At 67.9% G+C, this 18,507-nt stretch carries 16 protein-coding genes; 9 read left to right on the top strand and 7 right to left on the bottom strand.

Features of this window, described 5'->3' with window-relative positions; all coding sequences use genetic code 11:
* Positions 1-165: 165 nt before the first annotated feature.
* Entirely contained in the window at positions 166-822 is a 657-nt protein-coding gene (locus ACYVN4_RS42905; RefSeq protein ID WP_460729651.1) for an MspA family porin, read from the top strand.
* Here ACYVN4_RS42905 and ACYVN4_RS42900 read toward each other — a convergent pair.
* Complete coding sequence (locus tag ACYVN4_RS42900; RefSeq protein ID WP_460729649.1) at positions 812-1,267, bottom strand: DoxX family protein; 456 nt, start codon at positions 1,265-1,267, stop codon at positions 812-814. The genes ACYVN4_RS42905 and ACYVN4_RS42900 overlap by 11 nt on opposite strands.
* A 148-nt stretch (positions 1,268-1,415) precedes the next feature.
* On the opposite strand from ACYVN4_RS42900, the gene ACYVN4_RS42895 reads away from it, so the two are divergent.
* From ACYVN4_RS42895 to ACYVN4_RS42870, 6 genes are all read left to right on the top strand, one after another.
* Positions 1,416-1,799 carry a VOC family protein gene (locus ACYVN4_RS42895; RefSeq protein WP_460729647.1) on the top strand — a complete coding sequence of 128 codons (384 nt, stop codon included), beginning with the start codon at positions 1,416-1,418 and terminating at the stop codon, positions 1,797-1,799.
* Between the two features lie 170 nt (positions 1,800-1,969).
* A complete protein-coding gene (locus ACYVN4_RS42890) occupies positions 1,970-5,887 on the top strand; it encodes an nSTAND1 domain-containing NTPase (RefSeq protein WP_460729645.1) in 3,918 nt (1,305 codons plus the stop codon).
* Between the two features lie 65 nt (positions 5,888-5,952).
* Complete coding sequence (locus ACYVN4_RS42885) at positions 5,953-6,366, top strand: nitroreductase/quinone reductase family protein (RefSeq protein WP_460729643.1); 414 nt, start codon at positions 5,953-5,955, stop codon at positions 6,364-6,366.
* A gap of 91 nt (positions 6,367-6,457) precedes the next feature.
* Complete coding sequence (locus ACYVN4_RS42880; protein ID WP_460729641.1) at positions 6,458-6,880, top strand: TIGR03618 family F420-dependent PPOX class oxidoreductase; 423 nt, start codon at positions 6,458-6,460, stop codon at positions 6,878-6,880.
* A gap of 123 nt (positions 6,881-7,003) precedes the next feature.
* Positions 7,004-8,716 (top strand): PspC domain-containing protein, encoded by a 1,713-nt coding sequence (locus ACYVN4_RS42875; RefSeq protein WP_460729640.1) that lies wholly within the window; start codon positions 7,004-7,006, stop codon positions 8,714-8,716.
* Positions 8,709-8,915 (top strand): hypothetical protein, encoded by a 207-nt coding sequence (locus ACYVN4_RS42870; RefSeq protein WP_379353614.1) that lies wholly within the window; start codon positions 8,709-8,711, stop codon positions 8,913-8,915. The genes ACYVN4_RS42875 and ACYVN4_RS42870 overlap by 8 nt, the downstream gene beginning before the upstream one ends.
* Before the next feature lie 129 nt (positions 8,916-9,044).
* Here the strand turns inward: ACYVN4_RS42870 and guaA are convergent, their stop codons facing one another.
* Positions 9,045-10,604: a glutamine-hydrolyzing GMP synthase gene (gene guaA / locus ACYVN4_RS42865; protein WP_460729638.1), complete on the bottom strand. Its 1,560-nt coding sequence runs from the start codon at positions 10,602-10,604 to the stop codon at positions 9,045-9,047.
* A 340-nt stretch (positions 10,605-10,944) separates the two neighbouring features.
* On the opposite strand from guaA, the gene ACYVN4_RS42860 reads away from it, so the two are divergent.
* Positions 10,945-11,769 (top strand): alpha/beta fold hydrolase, encoded by an 825-nt coding sequence (locus ACYVN4_RS42860; protein ID WP_460729636.1) that lies wholly within the window; start codon positions 10,945-10,947, stop codon positions 11,767-11,769.
* A gap of 232 nt (positions 11,770-12,001) precedes the next feature.
* On the opposite strand, the gene ACYVN4_RS42855 is transcribed toward ACYVN4_RS42860, so the two are convergent.
* Positions 12,002-13,135 (bottom strand): GuaB3 family IMP dehydrogenase-related protein, encoded by a 1,134-nt coding sequence (locus ACYVN4_RS42855; protein WP_460729635.1) that lies wholly within the window; start codon positions 13,133-13,135, stop codon positions 12,002-12,004.
* A gap of 79 nt (positions 13,136-13,214) precedes the next feature.
* Positions 13,215-14,762, bottom strand: coding sequence for an IMP dehydrogenase (gene guaB / locus ACYVN4_RS42850; RefSeq protein ID WP_460729633.1), 1,548 nt, complete (start codon positions 14,760-14,762; stop codon positions 13,215-13,217).
* Positions 14,763-15,075: 313 nt separating this feature from the next.
* Here guaB and ACYVN4_RS42845 point away from each other — a divergent pair, with 313 nt between their 5' ends.
* A complete protein-coding gene (locus ACYVN4_RS42845) occupies positions 15,076-15,489 on the top strand; it encodes a DUF5319 domain-containing protein (protein WP_029923780.1) in 414 nt (137 codons plus the stop codon).
* A 93-nt stretch (positions 15,490-15,582) separates the two neighbouring features.
* On the opposite strand, the gene ACYVN4_RS42840 is transcribed toward ACYVN4_RS42845, so the two are convergent.
* The 3 genes from ACYVN4_RS42840 to ACYVN4_RS42830 form a co-directional block, all read right to left on the bottom strand.
* Positions 15,583-16,728 carry an anti-sigma-D factor RsdA gene (locus ACYVN4_RS42840; RefSeq protein WP_460729631.1) on the bottom strand — a complete coding sequence of 382 codons (1,146 nt, stop codon included), beginning with the start codon at positions 16,726-16,728 and terminating at the stop codon, positions 15,583-15,585.
* Positions 16,721-17,302, bottom strand: a complete 582-nt coding sequence (locus ACYVN4_RS42835) for a sigma-70 family RNA polymerase sigma factor (RefSeq protein ID WP_154786124.1) — start codon at positions 17,300-17,302, stop codon at positions 16,721-16,723. The genes ACYVN4_RS42840 and ACYVN4_RS42835 overlap by 8 nt, the downstream gene beginning before the upstream one ends.
* A gap of 158 nt (positions 17,303-17,460) precedes the next feature.
* Positions 17,461-18,387, bottom strand: coding sequence for a hypothetical protein (locus ACYVN4_RS42830; protein WP_460729629.1), 927 nt, complete (start codon positions 18,385-18,387; stop codon positions 17,461-17,463).
* Positions 18,388-18,507 lie beyond the last annotated feature (120 nt).

Genomic DNA, 18,507 nt, shown 5'->3' with positions numbered 1-18,507 from the left:
GCACCGCGTTTCCGTCGCGGCCGGACCGGATAACCGTTGCGGCACCGGTGATCAGGGGTTTTCGCCCGGCTCGGGGAAAGGCTTTCACCGGGCCCCACGCCACTTCCCTACCTTTCATCTCAACGGGGCACAGCGCCTCGCTTCGAGAGTCGGGGAGGACTCACCATGAACATCAAGACCGCTATCGCCGGGGGCATCACTACCGCGGGACTGCTCGGAGGAGTGGCGACCGGGGGCATCGCCCATGCGGACGGGGGACTCGCGCCGCACGAGAAGACGACCGTCGCACCGAACGGATTGTCGGTCACGGTCGGCAATCAGGACGCCTCCTACGGTGTTGTCCCGCCCTTGAACGGGATGCCGACCAGCCGGGAGGTGTACCTGAGCAATACGTCCTACGGCAAGGTCACCGGCGGCACCGCCAAGATCCGGACCGGATACTTCGCCGCCTGCGCGGTGGACCTGGACGTGAAGTTCACCATCACCGGCACCGCCGGGGCGACCCTGAGCGCCGACCTCGGCGTCTCGGCCGGGCTCGAGATGGTGACGCCCACCGCGAGCGTGTCCATCGCCCCCACCATCGGCGGCACCATCGGCTTCAACCTGAACATCACGCCCGGCAAGATCATCGACATCAAGATCGACGGCGACGGGAAGCAGCTGCCCGCGGGCGACACCGGCTACATCGTCAGCAACGACTACCAACTGAAGGTGGACGGCTGCGGCGGCCCGCTGACCGTCCAGTCCTACACCATCATCGAGGGAACCTCCCCGGGAGCGGACGCGGCGGATTACGTCGTCGGTGACCCGATCACGCTGTGATCCGCTGAGCCGCACCCTGCCGAGGCAGGGTGCGGCTCGCCGGGCGCAGCGCCCAGGAGGCGATGACCAAGCCGGTGACACCGGCGGTCACGGTGAGATGCATTCCGGCCGAGCCGTAATCCTTCTCGACGAGGTGCGAGAGGAAAGCGCCGGTCATATTGAAAAACATTCCGGCGTAAGCCCATTCCTTCAGGCGAGGGAAGCCCGGAACCAGGATGGCGGCGCTGCCCAGCAGTTTCCAGGTCGCGAGCAGCGGCAGCAGATAGGTGGGGAAGCCGAGGACAGTATGGGTTTCCAGCGTCCCGTACTGCCGGGTGAGTTCGCCGTAAGCGCCGCCGCTCAGCACGAAAACCAGCAGCAGGGTGCACGCCCAGTAGGCAATCGTGCGGGCCTGCGCACGGGTGGCGGGACGGGTCTGGATCGCGGGGCTCGTAATCGTCGTCATGGTTCCTCGACAGGTGAGAGCCGGGATATGTGACAGCTCAATCCATTCGGAACCCTGCATATGTGATCCATGCCACTGCCGGTCACATTTCCTCCACGCCGCCGGTCGAGTCAGCGAACCCGAAAACAACGGCAGAAACGAGAAGACAATGGCACTGCAGGTCACCACCATCATGCTGGCGGTCGAGGACATGGAGCGTTCCAAGAAGTTCTACGTAGCCCTCGGCGCGAAACTCGCCCAGGACTTCCCCAACTTCGCGTCCTTCGACCTCGACGGCGGCTCCGCCCTCGGCATCTACCCGACTGCCCACGCCGCCAAGGACGCAGGCGTCTCCCCCGAAGGCTCCGGCTTCCGCGGCGTCTCCTTCCACCACATCGTCACCACCCCGGAGGAAGTAGACGCCGTCATCACCACCGCCCTCGACGCCGGCGGCGCCATCGTCAAGCCCGCCGCCTCCGCAGGCTGGGGCGGCTACTTCGCCTACCTCGCCGACCCCGACGGCCACCTCTGGAAAATCGCCGCCTCCGCCTGAACAGCCACTCACCGACCGGGTTGGGAGAAGGCCGCCCGGTCGGTAATCTTGAGCTCGTCGGGTGGGAGTGAGCGGGAACCGGAACGGCTTTGGTGAGCGAGAGCACGAATGATGGGGAGATCCGTTCTCCACGAGCACTTTTCGCTCAACGATTCGCGGAACTGTATGAGGTGGCGGGAAATCCGACGCTGCGGCGGGTCGCCACCGCCGCCGAGGCGCGGATGCGAGCGGCGCAGGGTGCGCGGCCGGGTGGAGCGTCGGCGCAGCGCATCAGCGATTGGAAGGCCGGGCGGAATGTGCCCGCGCGCTTCGAATCACTGCTGCCGGTGGTGCTCACGCTGGTCGAGCTGGCCCGCAAGGCGGGTAATCCGCTCACCCGGCAGCTGGCCGAACCCAAAGAGTGGCAACGCCTCTGGCAAGCGGCGACGTCCTGGGATCCGGAAGAGGATTCCGAGGCTGCCTGCCCGTATCCCGGACTGAGCCCGTATCGTCGCGAGGACCGGCAGCTGTTCTTCGGCCGAGCCTCCGCCACCACCGAGCTCGTCGACCTGGTCCGCGACTCGAACGGCTTGGTTGTCGTCACGGGCGCATCGGGTGCAGGGAAATCCTCGCTGCTGTCCGCAGGCCTGATCCCAGCCCTGACCGAGTGGGAGATCACTACCGCCACTCCCGGAGCCGACCCGCTGATCACCCTGCTGACGGTATTCGATAGTCCCGCAGCAGAATCCGGCACACCAGTCTTGACGAGGGTGCACACGGCACTGGCCCCGCGGACGGACGGCCCCCGCCGCCTGCTCGTCGTCGATCAGTTCGAGGAAGTGTTCACCACCTGCACCGACGAAGCGGTGCGGACCGATTTCCTGACCACCCTGCACGAATGCGCCACCCGCGCGGACGATCCGATCACGGTGGTCCTCGCCCTGCGCGCCGACTTCTACGCGCATTGTCTGCACCACCCGGTGCTGCGCGACGCCCTCGAACACCGCAGCTACCCCCTCGGCCCCATGGGCCAGGACGAACTGGCACAGGCGATCTCGGGTCCGGCCCGCACGGTCGGCCTGGAACTCGAACCGGGCCTCGAAGAGCTGGTCATCACCGAACTCTGCGGTGCCGCCGATCATCAAGGCCACCGCACCTACGACCCCGGCGCCCTCCCCCTGCTGTCGCACGTCATGGCCGCCACCTGGCAGCACCGCGACGGCCGCCGCCTCACCACCACCGGCTACCGCAAGGTCGGTGGCGTCGTCGGCTCGGTCGCCGAAACCGCCGAATACGCCTGGAACGAACTGACTCCCGGCCAACAGGACGCGGCCCGCACCATCCTCCTCGCCCTCGTCTCGGTCAGCCGCGACGCCCGCGACACCCGCCGCCCCGGCCTCCGCCCCGACCTCCTGTCCCGCGCCGCCGACCTCGAAGATGCCACCGCCGCACTGGAACTCCTCTCCCGCACCCGCCTCGTCACCCTCGACGCCGAGGCCGTCACCCTCACCCACGAAATCGTCCTCACCGCCTGGCCCCGCCTCCGCACCTGGATCGACGAAGACCGCGTCGGCTACCTCGTCCGCCAACGTCTCGAAACCGACGCCGCCGAATGGGCTGCCCAGGACCGAGATTCATCCCTCCTCTACCGCGGCACCCGCCTGCGCAGCGCCCTCGACACCGTCGAACCGCCCCCGGTGGGCCCCTTGGCCCAGGAGTTCCTCGCCACCGCCGCGAAGGCCCATACCCGAAGCCGACGCCGATCGGTCCGCACCAAAGCGATCCTCGCGCTGCTCGGCAGCGCATTGCTGGTATTCGCATTCGGCGCGTACAGCCAGAGTCATCTCGCCGAGCAACGCCGCAATGACAAGGATTTCGCCGCCGTCCTGGCCGAGGCGAACCGGGTGCGGTCGATCGACCCCTCGCTGGCTGCCGAGCTGGATCTGGTCGCCTGGCGCATGCGCCCGAACGATGCGACCGCTCGATCCCAGCTGTTGCAGACCCAGAATCAGCCCTTGATGGCCACCACCGCGATGTTCGCCCAGGCGGTGGACAAGGTCGCTTACAACAAGAACGGCACCCTGCTGGGAACGATGTCTTACGACGGATCCTTCCGGCTGTCGGACACCACCGACCCGCTACACCCCGGTACCTTGGGAAAACAGCTCGATGGCGTCACGGATTTCGCGTTCAGCCCCGACGGGACGGAACTCGCGACGGCACCCGCCACCACGGCGAGCCCCACCTCGGACGGCGCGCTCTGGGACATCTCTGTCCCGTCCGAACCCCGCCGTATCGCAACCCTGCCCGGCGTGCCGACTCGGGCCCGCGTCAACTTCGTGCCGCAAGGGCACACGCTCGTGGCTGTCACCACGACACAGCTGATGCTGTGGGATACGAGCAACCCGAATGCGCCGGTCATGGGCGCGACCCGCCCGCTGCGCTCCTCGGCCGAGGAGGTGCGGATCAGCCCGGACGGCCGCCTGCTGGTGCTGGTCCACTATCCGCCGTCGACGGATACCCAGTCCCTTGCCAACCGCACGGTCGAACTCTGGAGCATCGCCGATCGGACGAATCCGGTCCTGTTGAATCCGGGTCTCACGGAATCCGTTGCGGTCCACGGGATCTCCTTCAGTCCGGACAGCACCCTGCTGGCTATCGGCAGCGGCGACGGATCAATACATCCGACCGGCGACAACGACTCGAGCATCGAGCTGTGGAATGTCGGTGACCCGGTACACCCGCGTCGAGTGACGACCTTCGACACAACCCTCGGGGAAAGCCTGTGGGCGTTGGAGTTCTCCCCGGACGGACACACCCTGGCCGCGAGTAGTACACGATCGGCCGGGCTGTGGAACGTCACGGATCCCGCCACACCGACCGCGTTGGGGAATCCGCTGTCGAGCAGTCCCAGCCTGTGCCACTACACCGACGTCACCATGCCCTGCCACAGCGGACCCAAGGTGCTCGCCTTCGCCCCGGACGGTCGCACACTCACGGCCGGTGGCTGGACCGGTGACCTTCGAACCTGGTCCCTGCCGCCCGCCATCCTCACCGAGCATGCCGGGTGGGCGAACACGCCTGTCTTCGACGTCGCCGGGGATCGGATGGCAACAATGTCCACTGACGGGCGAATCGCCCTGTGGGACAGCCGAAAAGACCGATCACCCACCCGGCTCGGCGAATACAGGATCGAACCCACGCTGGGCCACCTCGAGCTCTCTCCCAACGGGAACGCGATCCTGCTCCGCTCCAACTACGGGACCACCGACACCACCCAGCTGCTCGACACCTCCGACCCGGCGCGTATTCACCCCGTGGCGGACTGGAAGCTGTCCGCCTACCGAAACGGCAGTGTGGCCATCAGCCCGAATTGGGGTCTCGCCGCCGTCGTCGGCGACGATCGCATGCTGCATCTGTGGAATACCGCGGATCTCACCCGACCGACCCCGATCGGCAATCCGATTCCGTTATCGGCCCCTTACGCCTGGTTGACCTTCGGACCGGACAACAAGTCGCTGATGGTGCGCGATTACATCCGAGACCAAGGGAAGGACATCAGCGCCCTGACCCTCTGGAATATCGCCGATCCCGCTCAGCCGCACCGCGTCGCGGAGTTGATGCGCCGCCCCAGCGGGGAGCTCGGTACTTTCGCTCTCGCCCCCGACGCACGAACCTTGATCGTCTCCAGCAACGAGCTGATCCAGAGCTGGGACATCAGCGATCCCACCCGGCCGACCCGCCTCGGCGACCCGGTCGCCGCACACAATCTCACGATTCGCAGCATCGCCTTCTCCGCGACCGGCCACACCATGCTCACCAGCGGTGACGATGGAGGTGTCCAACTCTGGGACTTCACCGACCGCGCTCACCCCCGACGCACCGTCACACTGGCGGATACGTCCACGAGCGATTGGAACGCGACCCTGGCACCCGACGGCCTGCACGCCGCGGCCGGAGCCAAGGACGGCGCACTCCGCCTGTGGGACTTGGACGAGCAGCACGCCGTCACCCGCATCTGCGCCGCCACCGGCTCGATGTGGACCGAAGACCTGTGGCATCGCTACCTTCCCCAACTCCCCTACAACCCACCCTGCCCGCATCGGTAATCCGCCGGAATTTCCCCGCGCCCCAACCGGTTACCAGCAACGGCAACCACGAGAGGACGGGTGAGATGAACGCATTCAACGAGTCGGTGATCGAAGAGTTTCGGGCCAACGGCGGGAAGGTCGGTGGGCCTCTCGAGGGGCGCGACAACATGGTCGTGATCACCACGACCGGCGCGAAATCCGGTCGTGCCGTGACGAATCCGCTGGTCTATGTGCCCGATACCGACCGCATCGTGATCATCGCCTCCAACGGCGGGGCGGATAAACACCCCGCGTGGTACCACAACCTCCGCGCCAATCCGGAGCTCACCGTCGAACTCGGCACCGAAACCTACACGGGCAAGGCCGAATTCCTCACCGGGCAGGAAAGCGACGATCTCTACGAGCGCATGATCGAAATCATGCCGGTATTCACCGAGTACCGCGCCAAGACCACCCGTCGAATCCCCGTGGTCGCGGTCTACCGCCGGCCCGCGTAACCCACCGACATCCACACCCTTACTTGAGTAGACTATCGCCAGCAAGAGTTTCCAACACGCGCTTCGACACACCTATGCGAAGAGGGACGACATGAAACTCGACGACACCGCCCGCCAGCTCATCGGGTCCACCCCCGCAACCCTGGTCACGCTCAATCGCGACGGCAGTCCTCAAGTAAGCCTGGTCTGGATGGCGGTGCAGCGCACCGCCGACGGAGACGATGAGCTGGTCACCGCCCATCTGGCCGAACACCAGAAGGTTCGCAACATCCGGCGCGACGCCCGCGTCGCCGTAACCTTCGTCTCCCCCGAATCCGGCACTCTCCAGCCCCCCTACCTCTCGATCAAGGGCACCGCCCACATCGAGGAGGGCGGCGCCCCCGAACTCCTCGACGAAATCGCCAATTCCCTCCTGGGCCCCGGCACCGGCTTCCCGCCACCCGGCTCACCGGCCGGCTACCTGACCCACATCACCATCGACCACGTCGGCGGAGTCGGCCCCTGGGTGTCCTGAACCCCGCGCTGGATCGGTTGTGCCGCAGGCGGCGTGAGCAGATCACGATTCCACCGAAGTCAGGTGGCCATTCAGGGTGATCCCCGATGCGCCTGAACAGCATCGGGCGCCACGATGGAGAGCATGACGAGAACGAGCGACTGGTCCAAGAGCGCCGGACGTACCGGCTTCTCCGATCAGCTTCACGATCTGTGGCAGACCCGGCCGATGCGGTTCCCCAAGCACGGGCCGATCGCGGGCGTGGCCGTCGGTTTCGGGCGCCGGTTCAATGTGGACCCCGTGCTGGTGCGGGTGGCGTTCGTGGTGTCGGCGCTGTTCGGCGGGGCCGGGATCGTGCTCTACCTGGCCGCGTGGCTGCTGCTGCCGCAGGCCGGTGACCAGTCCTCCGCCGCGGAATCGCTCTTCGGCCGCGGGCGGGCCTCGCAGTCCTCGTCCATGACCATCGTGCTCATGGTGGCGCTGGGTATCGCGGTGACCACGGCCGGGCCCGTCGGGGTGGGTCTCGGCGGGTCCGGGGTCATCGGGTTCTTCCTCATGCTCGTCGGCTGGTGGCTGCTCTATCAGCGCCAACCCCAGCCGCCCGCCACCTATTTCGAGCAGGCGGGCGCCGACAACCTGCTCAACACGGGCTACCCGGGCACCACCAACCCGTACTGGACCGGTTACCCCGGCACCAACGCCGTCACCTTCGAAACCTACGGGCCCTACACCACCATGCCCGACCACTACGAGCCCGATCCGAAGCAGTCCCCATCGGAACCGGCTGCCGCACAGAGCATGTCGCAGTCCGAGGCCGGACAGAGCATGTCGCAGAGCCTGCCCGGCGACGGCGAGAACGTGACCGAGGTGCTCGACACCCGCTACGCCCCCGCCTCCGCGGTCGCCGACACCGTGATCCTGAGCAAGCCCGGATCGTCCCCGGAGCCGGAGAGCGCCGAGACCCCGCAGGGCACCGAGACACCTTCGGCCCCGGTCGATCTCGCCAAGTCCGACTCCCCCGCCGAGGCGGCACCCGCAGACGCATCCGCCACCGGCGACAGCGGCGATCTCCCCGCCCCCGCACCCACGGGACCAGGCGAACCCCCTGTCCTGCACCGCATTCCCCCCACCGGCGACCGCCCGCGCACCGGCTTCGGCCCCGCCCCGATCTCCCCCGACTTCGGCCCCACCCCGCCCGGCTGGGATCCGCTCGGCGTAGCGCCGCTGGCGTGGGATCTCCCCGAACCCGGTCTGCCCCCGCGTCAGACCGCCGTACAGGCCCCCGAACGCCGCCCCCACTCCCGGCTCACCGCCGTCACCATCGGCCTGGCCATCTTGGCCGCTGCCGCAGCGGGTTCCGTGGCCGCCTCGGGGGTGGATTGGATGACCCCGAGCCGCATCGGCGCCGCCGCCCTGGCGGTGGTCGCACTCGGCCTCATCGTCGGCGCCTTCCTGCGCCGCGGCCACGGCCTCATGGTGCTACTCGCCCCGCTGGCCGGTTTCGTCATCCTGGCCTCGCTGATCGGCCCGATCCAATTCGACCAGGGCGCGATGGGCGACCACAAGTGGTCCGCCACAACGGCTTCCGAGCTGCTGCCGGAATACCACGTCACGATGGGCTCGGGCACCCTGGACCTGAGCAAGCTGCAACTCACCGAGGACCGTACCGTCGCACTGAAGGTGCGCATGGGCGACGCCCGCGTGATCCTGCCGCCGAACGTGCGTGTGAACACGAAATGCAATGTCCGCATGGGTGATTCGAACTGCCCCACCGGAATCTCCGGCCCGGCGACGGGCCCCGTCCTGAACCTTTCCGTCGATGTACAGATGGGAAATGTGGAGGTGAACCATGGCTGAGAACAAGAACAAGAAGCGCCGACCCTCGTTCGGACTCCTGCTGGCCGGAGTGCTCGGCCTGGGGGTGAGCATCTGGGCCTTCGTCGGCCCGGGCTCCTGGCCCGTCTCCGGCGGACTGTCGCTCGGCTGGATCGTGGTGATCGCGGCCATAGTCGTCGGCGTAGTCCTGGTTCTCACCCCGAGAAAGAATCGCGACTAGGCCGACCCCGCGCTGTCCCTTCCCTCGCCGGGACAGCGCACCCCCTTCCGGGAGCTGCCCTCCCACGAAGGCCGAAGGGCCCCGCACCTTTTCAGGTGCGGGGCCCTTCGCGTTCAGGGGGGAGCTAGCTCACTCCCACTCGATGGTCCCCGGCGGCTTGCTCGTCACGTCGAGCACCACGCGGTTGACCTCCGCCACCTCATTGGTGATACGGGTGGAGATGCGCTCGAGCACCTCGTAGGGCAGTCGCGTCCAGTCGGCCGTCATGGCGTCCTCGGACGAGACCGGGCGCAGCACGATCGGGTGGCCGTAGGTGCGGCCGTCACCCTGCACGCCGACGCTGCGGACATCGGCCAGCAACACCACCGGGCACTGCCAGATCGACTTGTCCAGCCCCGCGGCCGTAAGCTCTTCGCGCGCAATGGCATCCGCCTGCCGCAGCAGCTCCAGCCGGTCGAAGGTCACCTCGCCGATAATGCGGATGGCCAGACCCGGACCCGGGAACGGCTGGCGCGCAACGATTTCCTCGGGCAATCCCAGCTCGCGGCCGACCGCGCGCACCTCGTCCTTGAACAGCAGCCGCAGCGGCTCGACCAGAGCGAACTCCAGATCGTCCGGCAGCCCGCCGACATTGTGGTGCGACTTGATGTTCGCGGTGCCGGCGCCGCCGCCGGACTCGACCACGTCCGGGTACAGCGTGCCCTGCACCAGGTACTCGACCTTGGTCTCGCCCTGCTCGCCGACCACCTCGGAGACCGCGTCCTCGAACGACCGGATGAACTCCCGGCCGATGATCTTGCGCTTCTCCTCCGGATCGGTGACGCCCTTCAGCTCACCCAGGAACTTGTCGACCGCGTCGACGGTGACCAGCTTGGCCCCGGTCGCGGCGACGAAATCCCGCTGCACCTGCTCGCGCTCACCCGCGCGCAGCAGACCGTGATCGACGAACACACAGGTGAGGCGATCCCCGATGGCCCGCTGCACCAGCGCCGCGGCGACCGCGGAGTCCACGCCGCCGGACAGACCGCAGATGGCGTGCCCGTCCCCGACCTGCTCACGCACCTGCTTGATCAGCGCCTCGGCGATATTGGACGCGGTCCACGCGCCCGGAATCCCGGCGATCTCGTGCAGGAAGCGGCTCAGCACCTGCTGGCCGTGCGGCGAGTGCAGCACCTCCGGGTGGTACTGCACACCCGCGAGCTTGCGCGCCCGATCCTCGAACGCGGCGACCGGCGCGCCCGCCGACGTCGCGGTCACCTCGAACCCGGCGGGGGCGTCGGTGACGGCGTCGCCGTGGCTCATCCACACCGGCTGCCGGGTCGGCAGCCCGCCGTGCAGGATGCCGCCGTCGACACTGAGTTCGGTGCGCCCGTATTCGCGAGTCCCGGTGTGCGACACCGTCCCGCCGAGCGCCTGCGCCATGGCCTGGAATCCGTAGCAGATACCGAAGACCGGCAGCTCCAGATCGAACAGCCGCGCATCCAACTGCGGTGCGCCCTCGGCGTACACACTGCTCGGCCCGCCGGAAAGAATCACGGCCAAGGGGTTCTTCTCCGCGATCTCCTCGACGGTGATCGTGTGCGGAACCACTTCCGAATACACACTCGCTTCGCGCACCCGGCGCGCGATCAACTGCGCGTACTGCGCGCCGAAGTCGACGACAAGGACTGGTCGCTGGGTATCTGCCACCCGCACAGTCTACGGAGCGATACAGGACACATCGCCCCCGGGCAACCCCCGATCGCACGAACCGGCGCACCCCGCGTGACCTGCGGTTGGACCATCACCCCGGGCCGGGGATGCGCCGCGGCCTCGGAAGCGGTGTACTGCCCGGCCCGGAAGTGGTGGCAACGGGACGGTATTCGCGGCACGCCATTTCCGGATAGGGACTTCCGACCCCCGACGGCCGGAATTCGGCCCGCCCGAATCGGGCCGAGTGACTCCGGCGAATCGGGCCGAGCGACACCGAGTGTGACGGTGGGCGGGAAAGCCCGGCAGTTTGTCGGCCCCGCTGGCTATCCTCTACTTCGTGCCATTCGCCCGTGCGATCGATGCCGAGATCCACTACGAGGACAGCGGGGGCGAAGGTCCGGTTGTGTTGCTGGGGCACGAATTCCTCATGGACCGAACGATGTTCGCGTCGCAGCAGGCGGCGCTGACACCGGAGTTCCGGATGGTGACCTGGGATGCGCGCGGGCACGGCAGAACCCATGACGAGGGGCTGCCGTTCACGTACTGGACCTCCGCCCGGGACGCGCTGACCGTACTGGATCAGCTCGGCGTGGAACGGGCCGTGGTGGGCGGGATTTCGCAGGGCGGCTTCATCGCCCTGCGCACCGCGCTACTGGCCCCCGACCGCGTCGCCGCCTTGGTCCTGCTCAGCAGCGAGGCACACGAACCGACTCCCGCCGAACTCACCAATGCCCGTAGGTTTCTGGACAAATGGTACGAAGACGGCCCCCGCCCGGCGCTGGCCGAATACCTGGCCCGCTGGCTCATCGGCGATGACGACTGGTACCGCGCGGTGTGGGTGAAACGCTGGCTGGCCCGCGACCCCAACGCCACCGAGGTGGCCGCCGGCGCCCTGCTCACCCGCGACTCCATCCTGGACCGACTAGCCGAAATCACCTGCCCCACTTTGGTCATCCACCCCACCCGCTCCGGCGTCCCCCGCTCCCACGCCCGCGAACTCGCCGACCGCCTGCCGGACGCCCGCTACGTGGAAATCGAGGGCGCCCGCCAGACGGTCAACATGACCCACCCGGTAGCGGTGAACTCGGCGATCCGAGAATTCCTCCGCGACTTGGCCGTGCCGCCGCTCCAGAACTTCAGCGCCCGCCCCGGCAGCCGCTGAGATCCCCGGACCGGCCTACCTTTCATCCCACAGCCCATCCGTCATCCCGGCGTGTTCTTGGCCGGGATCCACATTCACCAGCGTTGGATTCCGGCCAAAAGCATGCCGGAATGACGAGAAGTCGTCGACCGAGCAGTCCGCGACTGGGCCATCCCGTCCAGGTGTCGCCGAAACGACTCGCGCCCTTGCACATTCGAGTGAATGTGCAAGGGCGCGTGGTCAGGGTGTTCGCTCAGCCGCGAACGTTCAAACCGACCTTCTGGAATTCCTTCAGGTCGCAGTAGCCGGTCTTGGCCATCGAACGACGCAGGCCGCCAACGAGGTTCAGCGAGCCGAACGGGTCGTTGGAGGGGCCGTTGAGGACCTGGTCCAGCGGGACGCGCTCCTCCTGGATGGCGTACGGCAGCACCGCGCCCCGCGGCACCGACGGGTGCGCGGCGGCCGACGGCCAGTACCAGCCGTTGCCCGGGGTCTCCTGGGCCATGGCCAGCGGCACACCCAGCATCACCGCGTCCGCGCCGCAGGCGATGGCCTTGGCGACGTGACCGGAGGTCAGGGTCTCGCCGTCGGCGATGACGTGCACGTAGCGACCACCGGTCTCGTCCAGGTAATCCCGGCGCGCGGCGGCGGCGTCGGCGATGGCGGTGGCCATCGGCACCCCGATGCCCAGCACCTCACCGGTGGTGGTGGCGCCCTGCATGGAGCCGTAGCCGACGATGACACCGGCCGCGCCGGTGCGCATCAGGTGCAGCGCGGTGCGGTGATCGGACACGCCGCCCGCGACCACCGGCACGTCCAGCTCGGCGATGAAGGTCTTGAGGTTCAACGGTTCTCCGTCGCCCACGTGCTCGGCGGAGATGATGGTGCCGTGCACGACCAGCAGGTCGATCCCGGCCTGCACCAGCGCCGGGGTCAGCGCCCGCGCGTTCTGCGGGCTGACCCGGACCGCCGTGGTGACACCGGCGGCACGCACCTGCGCGACCGCGGCCGCCAGCAGATCCGGCTGCATCGGCGCGGCGTGCAGCTCCTGCAACGCCGCGACGGCCGCCTCGGTGCCTTCCTTCTCCGCGATCTCGGTCAGCCGCTGGATCTTGGCGTCCACATCGGCGTGCCGGGCCCACAGGCCCTCACCGTTGATGACGCCCAGCCCGCCGGCCTTACCCAGCTCGATGGCGAACGACGGCGACACCAGCGCATCGGTCGGATGCGCCAGGAAGGGGATCTCGAAGCGGTACGCGTCCAGCTGCCACGCCAGCGACACCTGCTTGGACGAGCGGGTCCGCCGCGAGGGCACGATGTCGATATCGTCCAGCTCGTAGGTGCGCCGGGCGGTGCGGCCCATGCCGATCTCGACCATATCGCGCATCGTTGTTCAGTCCTTTCGAGTTCGGTTGCCGGACATGACAAAACCGGTCCGCGGCAGTGCGCGAACCGGTTGAGTCCGGCTACGAACGAGTGGTGTAGTTGGGAGCCTCGACGGTCATGGTGATGTCGTGCGGGTGCGACTCCTTCAGGCCCGCCGCCGTGATCTGCACGAACTGGGCCGCCTGCAGATCCGGAATGGTCTGCGCGCCGGTGTAACCCATGGCCGCGCGGAGACCGCCGACCAACTGGTGGATCACCTGGTCCAGCGGGCCGCGGAACGGCACCCGGCCCTCGATGCCCTCGGGCACCAGCTTCTTCTCCGACAGCACGTCGTCCTGGAAGTAGCGGTCCTTGGAGTAGGACTTGGCCTCGCCACGCCCCTGCATGGCACCCAGCGAACCCATGCCGCGGTAGCTCTTGAACTGCTTGCCGCCCACCAGGATCAGATCGCCCGGCGACTCGGCGGTACCGGCCAGCAGCGAACCCAGCATCACGGTCGACGCACCGGCCGCGATGGCCTTGGCGATATCACCGGAGTACTGCACACCACCGTCGGCGATGACCGGCACACCGTGCGGCTTGCACGCCGCGACGGCCTCCAGGATCGCGGTGATCTGCGGCGCGCCGACACCGGCGACCACGCGGGTGGTGCAGATGGAGCCGGGGCCCACACCCACTTTCACCGCGTCCACGCCCGCCTCGACCAGCGCCAGCGCACCCGCGCGGGTGGCGACATTGCCGCCGATGATCTGCACCCGGTCACCGACCTCGGCCTTGACCTTGGCGACCATCTGCAGCACGCCCGACTGATGCCCGTGCGCGGTGTCCACGATGAGCACGTCCACGCCGACGTCGGCCAGCGTCATGGCACGCGCCCACGCGTCCTCACCCACACCGACTGCCGCGCCGACGAGCAGTCGCCCGTCGCGGTCCTTGGTGGCGTTCGGGTACTGCTCGGTCTTGACGAAGTCCTTGACCGTGATCAGCCCGCGCAGCTTGCCCGAGCCGTCCACGATCGGCAGCTTCTCGATCTTGTGGCGGCGCAGCAGACCCAGCGCGGCCTCGGCGGTGACGCCCTCCTGCGCGGTGATCAGCGGCGCCGGGGTCATCACCTCTTCGACCTTGCGGTCCTGATCCACCTCGAAGCGCATATCGCGGTTGGTGATGATGCCGATCAGAATGCCGCGGGCATCCACCACCGGCAGACCGGAGATGCGGAAGCGCGCGCACATGGCGTCGACCTCGGCCAGCGTGTCGTCCGGGCGACAGGTGACCGGATCGGTCACCATGCCCGCCTCGGAGCGCTTCACCGTCTCGGCCTGCGCGGCCTGCGCCTCCACCGACAGATTGCGGTGCAGCACACCCATTCCGCCCGCGCGGGCCATGGCGATGGCCATGCGCGCCTCGGTCACGGTGTCCATGGCGGAACTCACCAGCGGGGTGCGCAGCGAGATGTCGCGCGTCAGCTTGCTGGAGGTGTCGACCGAGCTCGGAATCAGATCCGAGGCCGCCGGCAGCAACAGCACATCATCGAAGGTGAGGCCGAGCATGGCGATCTTGTCGGGATCGTCGCCGCCCGTACGAGGGCGGCCAAAATCACTGCGTTCGCCCGTCACGGGACTGCTCATTCGGATCGACCCCTCCTGGACCTCGGCATCGTCCGCCGGACCGGGAACCGGCGGACGCGTGGATGACTGGCAATGCCGGTGATTACTACCCGGCTCTTGGTCAACCATGGTATCCGTCGTCGAATTCCACTTCGCACCCGCGCCCGAGCCCGGCCACAGCGCTGTCTCCGGCGCCACAACCGCTGCGGTTTGTCGGCTATGGCATTACTGTGTCGACTGTCACGACATCACTGTGCGCTGTACCACCAGCGAAGTGAGGGCAAATCCCCTTCAGCGCTGGCGCACAAGGGGTTGTTCTGCGTACCGTGGGACTGTGCGTGACCATCTACCACCTGGCTTGCCGCCGGATCCATTCGCCGGAGACCCCTCCGACCCGTCGGCCGCGCTCGATGCCATCGAGCCGGGGGAACCGCTGGATCCTCACGAGCGCCTAGCGGTCGAAGAGGATCTCGCCGACCTCGCGGTATATGAGGCACTGCTGGCCCACCGCGGTATCCGCGGTCTCGTGGTCAGCTGCGAGGACTGCCGACAGGACCACTACCACGACTGGGACATGTTGCGCGCCAACCTCCTCCAGCTACTGGTGGACGGCACGGTGCGACCGCACGAGCCCGCCTACGACCCGACTCCCGAGGCGTACGTCACCTGGGACTACTGCCGTGGCTACGCGGATGCCTCGATGAACGAGGCACTGCACGGCGACGGATTCGACGGGTTCGACGTCTGAATCATCGAGAAGGGCCCGCATCCCCAGGGATGCGGGCCCTTCTCGTATGTCGTGAAACACCGACCGCCCACGGCGATCGGGGACAGCTCTCGTCTAGTGCACCCCGGGCGCCGGGAACTGCGGCACGGTCGGGATGGCAATCGTGGTCGGCACCACCGGAACCGGAGCCGGCTTCTCGATCGTCGGCTGCGGCTGGGTCGGCGGCACACCGCCACCGGTGGTGGCCCCACCGCCGCCGGTATTACCGGCGGTCGGCACGACCACGACCGTGCTGGTGTTGCCCGGGTTGCCCGTCGGCGGAGTCGCCGGTTCGGTCGGCTCCGAAGACGGTTGCGCCGGAATCGTTGTCACCGGCGGCACGGTCGGAACCGTCGAAACACCGCCGCCCGAGGACGGATTGGGGTTCGGGTTCGGATTCGTGCCCAACACCGAGGGGTCGATGGACGGTGCGGTGCTGCCGTCCTTGCTCGGCGGAGTCACCGGCGTGGTCGGCTCGACCGGGATGGTCGTCGGCACCGGCGGCTTGCTCGGCGTCGGCATCAACGAGGTCAGCGGGGCCGCCAGATCCGGGGCCTTCGCCGCCAGCACGCCGAACAACTGCTGCCAGCGGCCGTTCAGGTCGTCCTTCTTGGTGGAGTCGTTGACCTGGTTGGCATTGTCGGCCGCCTTCGCCAGCGCCTTCTGCGCCTCTTCCGGCTTGTCCTGCGCCAGCAGCTGCTGTGCCTGGGTCAGGCTGTCGTCCGCCCGCGAGACCACGGTGGCTTGCGCCTGCTCGCTGAACACGACCTCCTTCATCGGCCAGAGCAAACCACCCGGGTTCGCGTTGTAGGAGAACGCCGTCAGACCTCCGACGATCAGCGCCGCAGCCGCCGCAGCACCCAGAAGAGGGCGCACCAGCCGTAGTCGCCCCCGGTTCGAGGCTCCGATCCGCGCCTGCCGCGCGCCGATCTCCTGATTGACCGCTGCGACAATGGCATCCAGGTCCGGTCCGGCCGGCAACGGCTCGGCCATGATCTCCGCACGCCAGTCCGCCAGCAAGGCCGCGAGCTGATACTCCTCCGAGGTGCCCGTCTGCACGGGTCCATCGCCGGAGATGGCGTCGATCAGCGCATCGTCGCGTCGCACCGCGGCGATATCCACCGGCCCGGTATCACCGGACGCCTCGGCGTAGGGACCGCTGTTCTGCGATCCAGGTCGCGCCTTGAAGTCGCCCCGACCGCGCTCGCCATCCCTAGCCATACATTTCACCTGCCCTCGCCACTTGAGACTTGAGTTTCGCGAGCGCCCGGTGCTGGGCGACTCGTATAGCACCCGCCGTACTGCCCACGGCGACTGCAGTTTCTTCAGCCGACAGACCCATGACCAGGCGAAGGATCAGGATTTCTCGGTGCTTCTCCGGCAAAGTCGCCAACAGAGCGTTCATCTGTCGGCTCGTTTCGGATTCGAGAGCTCGCTGTTCCGGTCCCTGGTCGGTGGATATGACATCCGGTACTTCGGCCATGGCGTCCGCCTTGTTACGGGCGGAATTTCTGTGGGCGTCTGCGACCTTGTGCGAGGCGATGCCGTAGACGAAAGCCATGAACGGCCGACCCTGATCCTGATACCGAGGCAGGGCCGTCATTACGGCCAGACAAACCTCCTGCGCGACGTCGTCAGCAGAGAGCTGACCACGTTCGGCAGTCCCGATGCGCGCGCGGCAATACCGCACCACAAGGGGGCGGATGCTCACCAGTACCTGGGAAAGGGCAGCCCGGTCGCCCTGCGCTGCGGCAGCGACGACTGCGGGATCCAACTCCTCACCCGTGTTGTTCATCGTCAGAGCTGTTCCTGGCGTTTACGAGAGGGCACGGCGGCGGGAGGGCCGGTGCTTCCGCGGAGGGGCGGAACGGTCCAACAATAGCGGCTGGCTCATTCAAGCCAGGCGTTACGGGGTCGTTCTCGGGGACGACTCAGGGAAGTCCCCGACGGCGCTCAGGGACGGCCGAGAACCTCGCTGGCCGAACGCAATCGCCCACCGCGAGTTGCCAGCAACCGCGCACACCGCGCGGCGGCCTCGATTCCGTCGCCGTCGGGTTCGACCCCCGAGCGCAGCATGGCGCAGGCCCAGCGCAGCGGCAGCAGTTCGTGTTCGCGGCAGTCGCGGTCGACTTCGATTGCGAGAGTGCGGGATCGGTCGAGATCGCCGGCGGCGGCGTGCGCGGCGGCCAGCAGTAGCCGGGATTTCACCAGATGCCGACGGGAAGGCGACTGCTCGGCGAGGGCGACCGCGGCCTGCGCGTGCGCCAGGGCGGGGGCCTGTCGCGCCGCGGCCGTGCGGTCGTCGGCGGGGGCGGTGATCAGTCCGGCGCCGGGGGCCGCCAGCGCCGTCTCGGCAGACACCCAGTGCAGGCGCAGACGCGGTCGCCAGGCCGAATCGCCGCCCGGCAGATGAATGTCGAGGTAATTCTGGCAACGATTCAGCATCCGGGCGGCAAGCGCCGGGCGGAGGGTGCCCAGGGCATCGGCTGCGAGCCCGGTCAACGCGTCGCAAACCGCTTCTGCGTGGCGTCTTTCGGCCGCGGCCACGGCGGGCACGTGAGCTATGTCACATTCGACGGGGAGCACGAGCGCGGCGGCGCGGCCATCCGCGACAGCGGCGTGACTGTGCCAGCCGAGCTGGCGCAGCAGCGAACCTTCGGTGCTGTGGGTGAGCGACAGCAAGGCGGGATCGGTGGTCGCGCGACGGGCGCGGGCGAGTTCGGTGCGGGCGGCGGCATAGTGCCCGACACCACCGAGAGCGACCGCCCGCAACCAGGATTCGTGCGCGTCGGCGGCGGGTGGCAACCCGGCGGCAGCGCGTTCGGGGGCGGCGCCGAAGGCGGCGTCGGCGAGTTCGGAGTTCACTTCGAGCACAGGCACAGCCGCACTCTAACCAGCACGGGGCCAAGTGAGGGCAGCCGCCATATCACAGTCGGCCAGCAACCCATCAGCATTCACAAGCGCCTTTGTGTTTCCAGTCCGTAAATCTGTTCTCGCTAT

Source organism: Nocardia heshunensis (assembly GCF_054782115.1).
This window is presented reverse-complemented; position numbering and strand designations above follow the sequence as displayed.

What these genes read in the sequence shown, in the direction of transcription:
- ACYVN4_RS42905 (WP_460729651.1), top strand. Translation starts at nt 166, where the DNA reads ATGAACATCAAGACCGCTATCGCCGGGGGCATCACTACCGCGGGACTG.
- ACYVN4_RS42900 (WP_460729649.1), bottom strand. Translation starts at nt 1,267, where the DNA reads ATGACGACGATTACGAGCCCCGCGATCCAGACCCGTCCCGCCACCCGT.
- ACYVN4_RS42895 (WP_460729647.1), top strand. Translation starts at nt 1,416, where the DNA reads ATGGCACTGCAGGTCACCACCATCATGCTGGCGGTCGAGGACATGGAG.
- ACYVN4_RS42885 (WP_460729643.1), top strand. Translation starts at nt 5,953, where the DNA reads ATGAACGCATTCAACGAGTCGGTGATCGAAGAGTTTCGGGCCAACGGC.
- ACYVN4_RS42880 (WP_460729641.1), top strand. Translation starts at nt 6,458, where the DNA reads ATGAAACTCGACGACACCGCCCGCCAGCTCATCGGGTCCACCCCCGCA.
- ACYVN4_RS42875 (WP_460729640.1), top strand. Translation starts at nt 7,004, where the DNA reads ATGACGAGAACGAGCGACTGGTCCAAGAGCGCCGGACGTACCGGCTTC.
- ACYVN4_RS42870 (WP_379353614.1), top strand. Translation starts at nt 8,709, where the DNA reads ATGGCTGAGAACAAGAACAAGAAGCGCCGACCCTCGTTCGGACTCCTG.
- ACYVN4_RS42855 (WP_460729635.1), bottom strand. Translation starts at nt 13,135, where the DNA reads ATGCGCGATATGGTCGAGATCGGCATGGGCCGCACCGCCCGGCGCACC.
- guaB (WP_460729633.1), bottom strand. Translation starts at nt 14,762, where the DNA reads ATGAGCAGTCCCGTGACGGGCGAACGCAGTGATTTTGGCCGCCCTCGT.
- ACYVN4_RS42840 (WP_460729631.1), bottom strand. Translation starts at nt 16,728, where the DNA reads ATGGCTAGGGATGGCGAGCGCGGTCGGGGCGACTTCAAGGCGCGACCT.
- ACYVN4_RS42835 (WP_154786124.1), bottom strand. Translation starts at nt 17,302, where the DNA reads ATGAACAACACGGGTGAGGAGTTGGATCCCGCAGTCGTCGCTGCCGCA.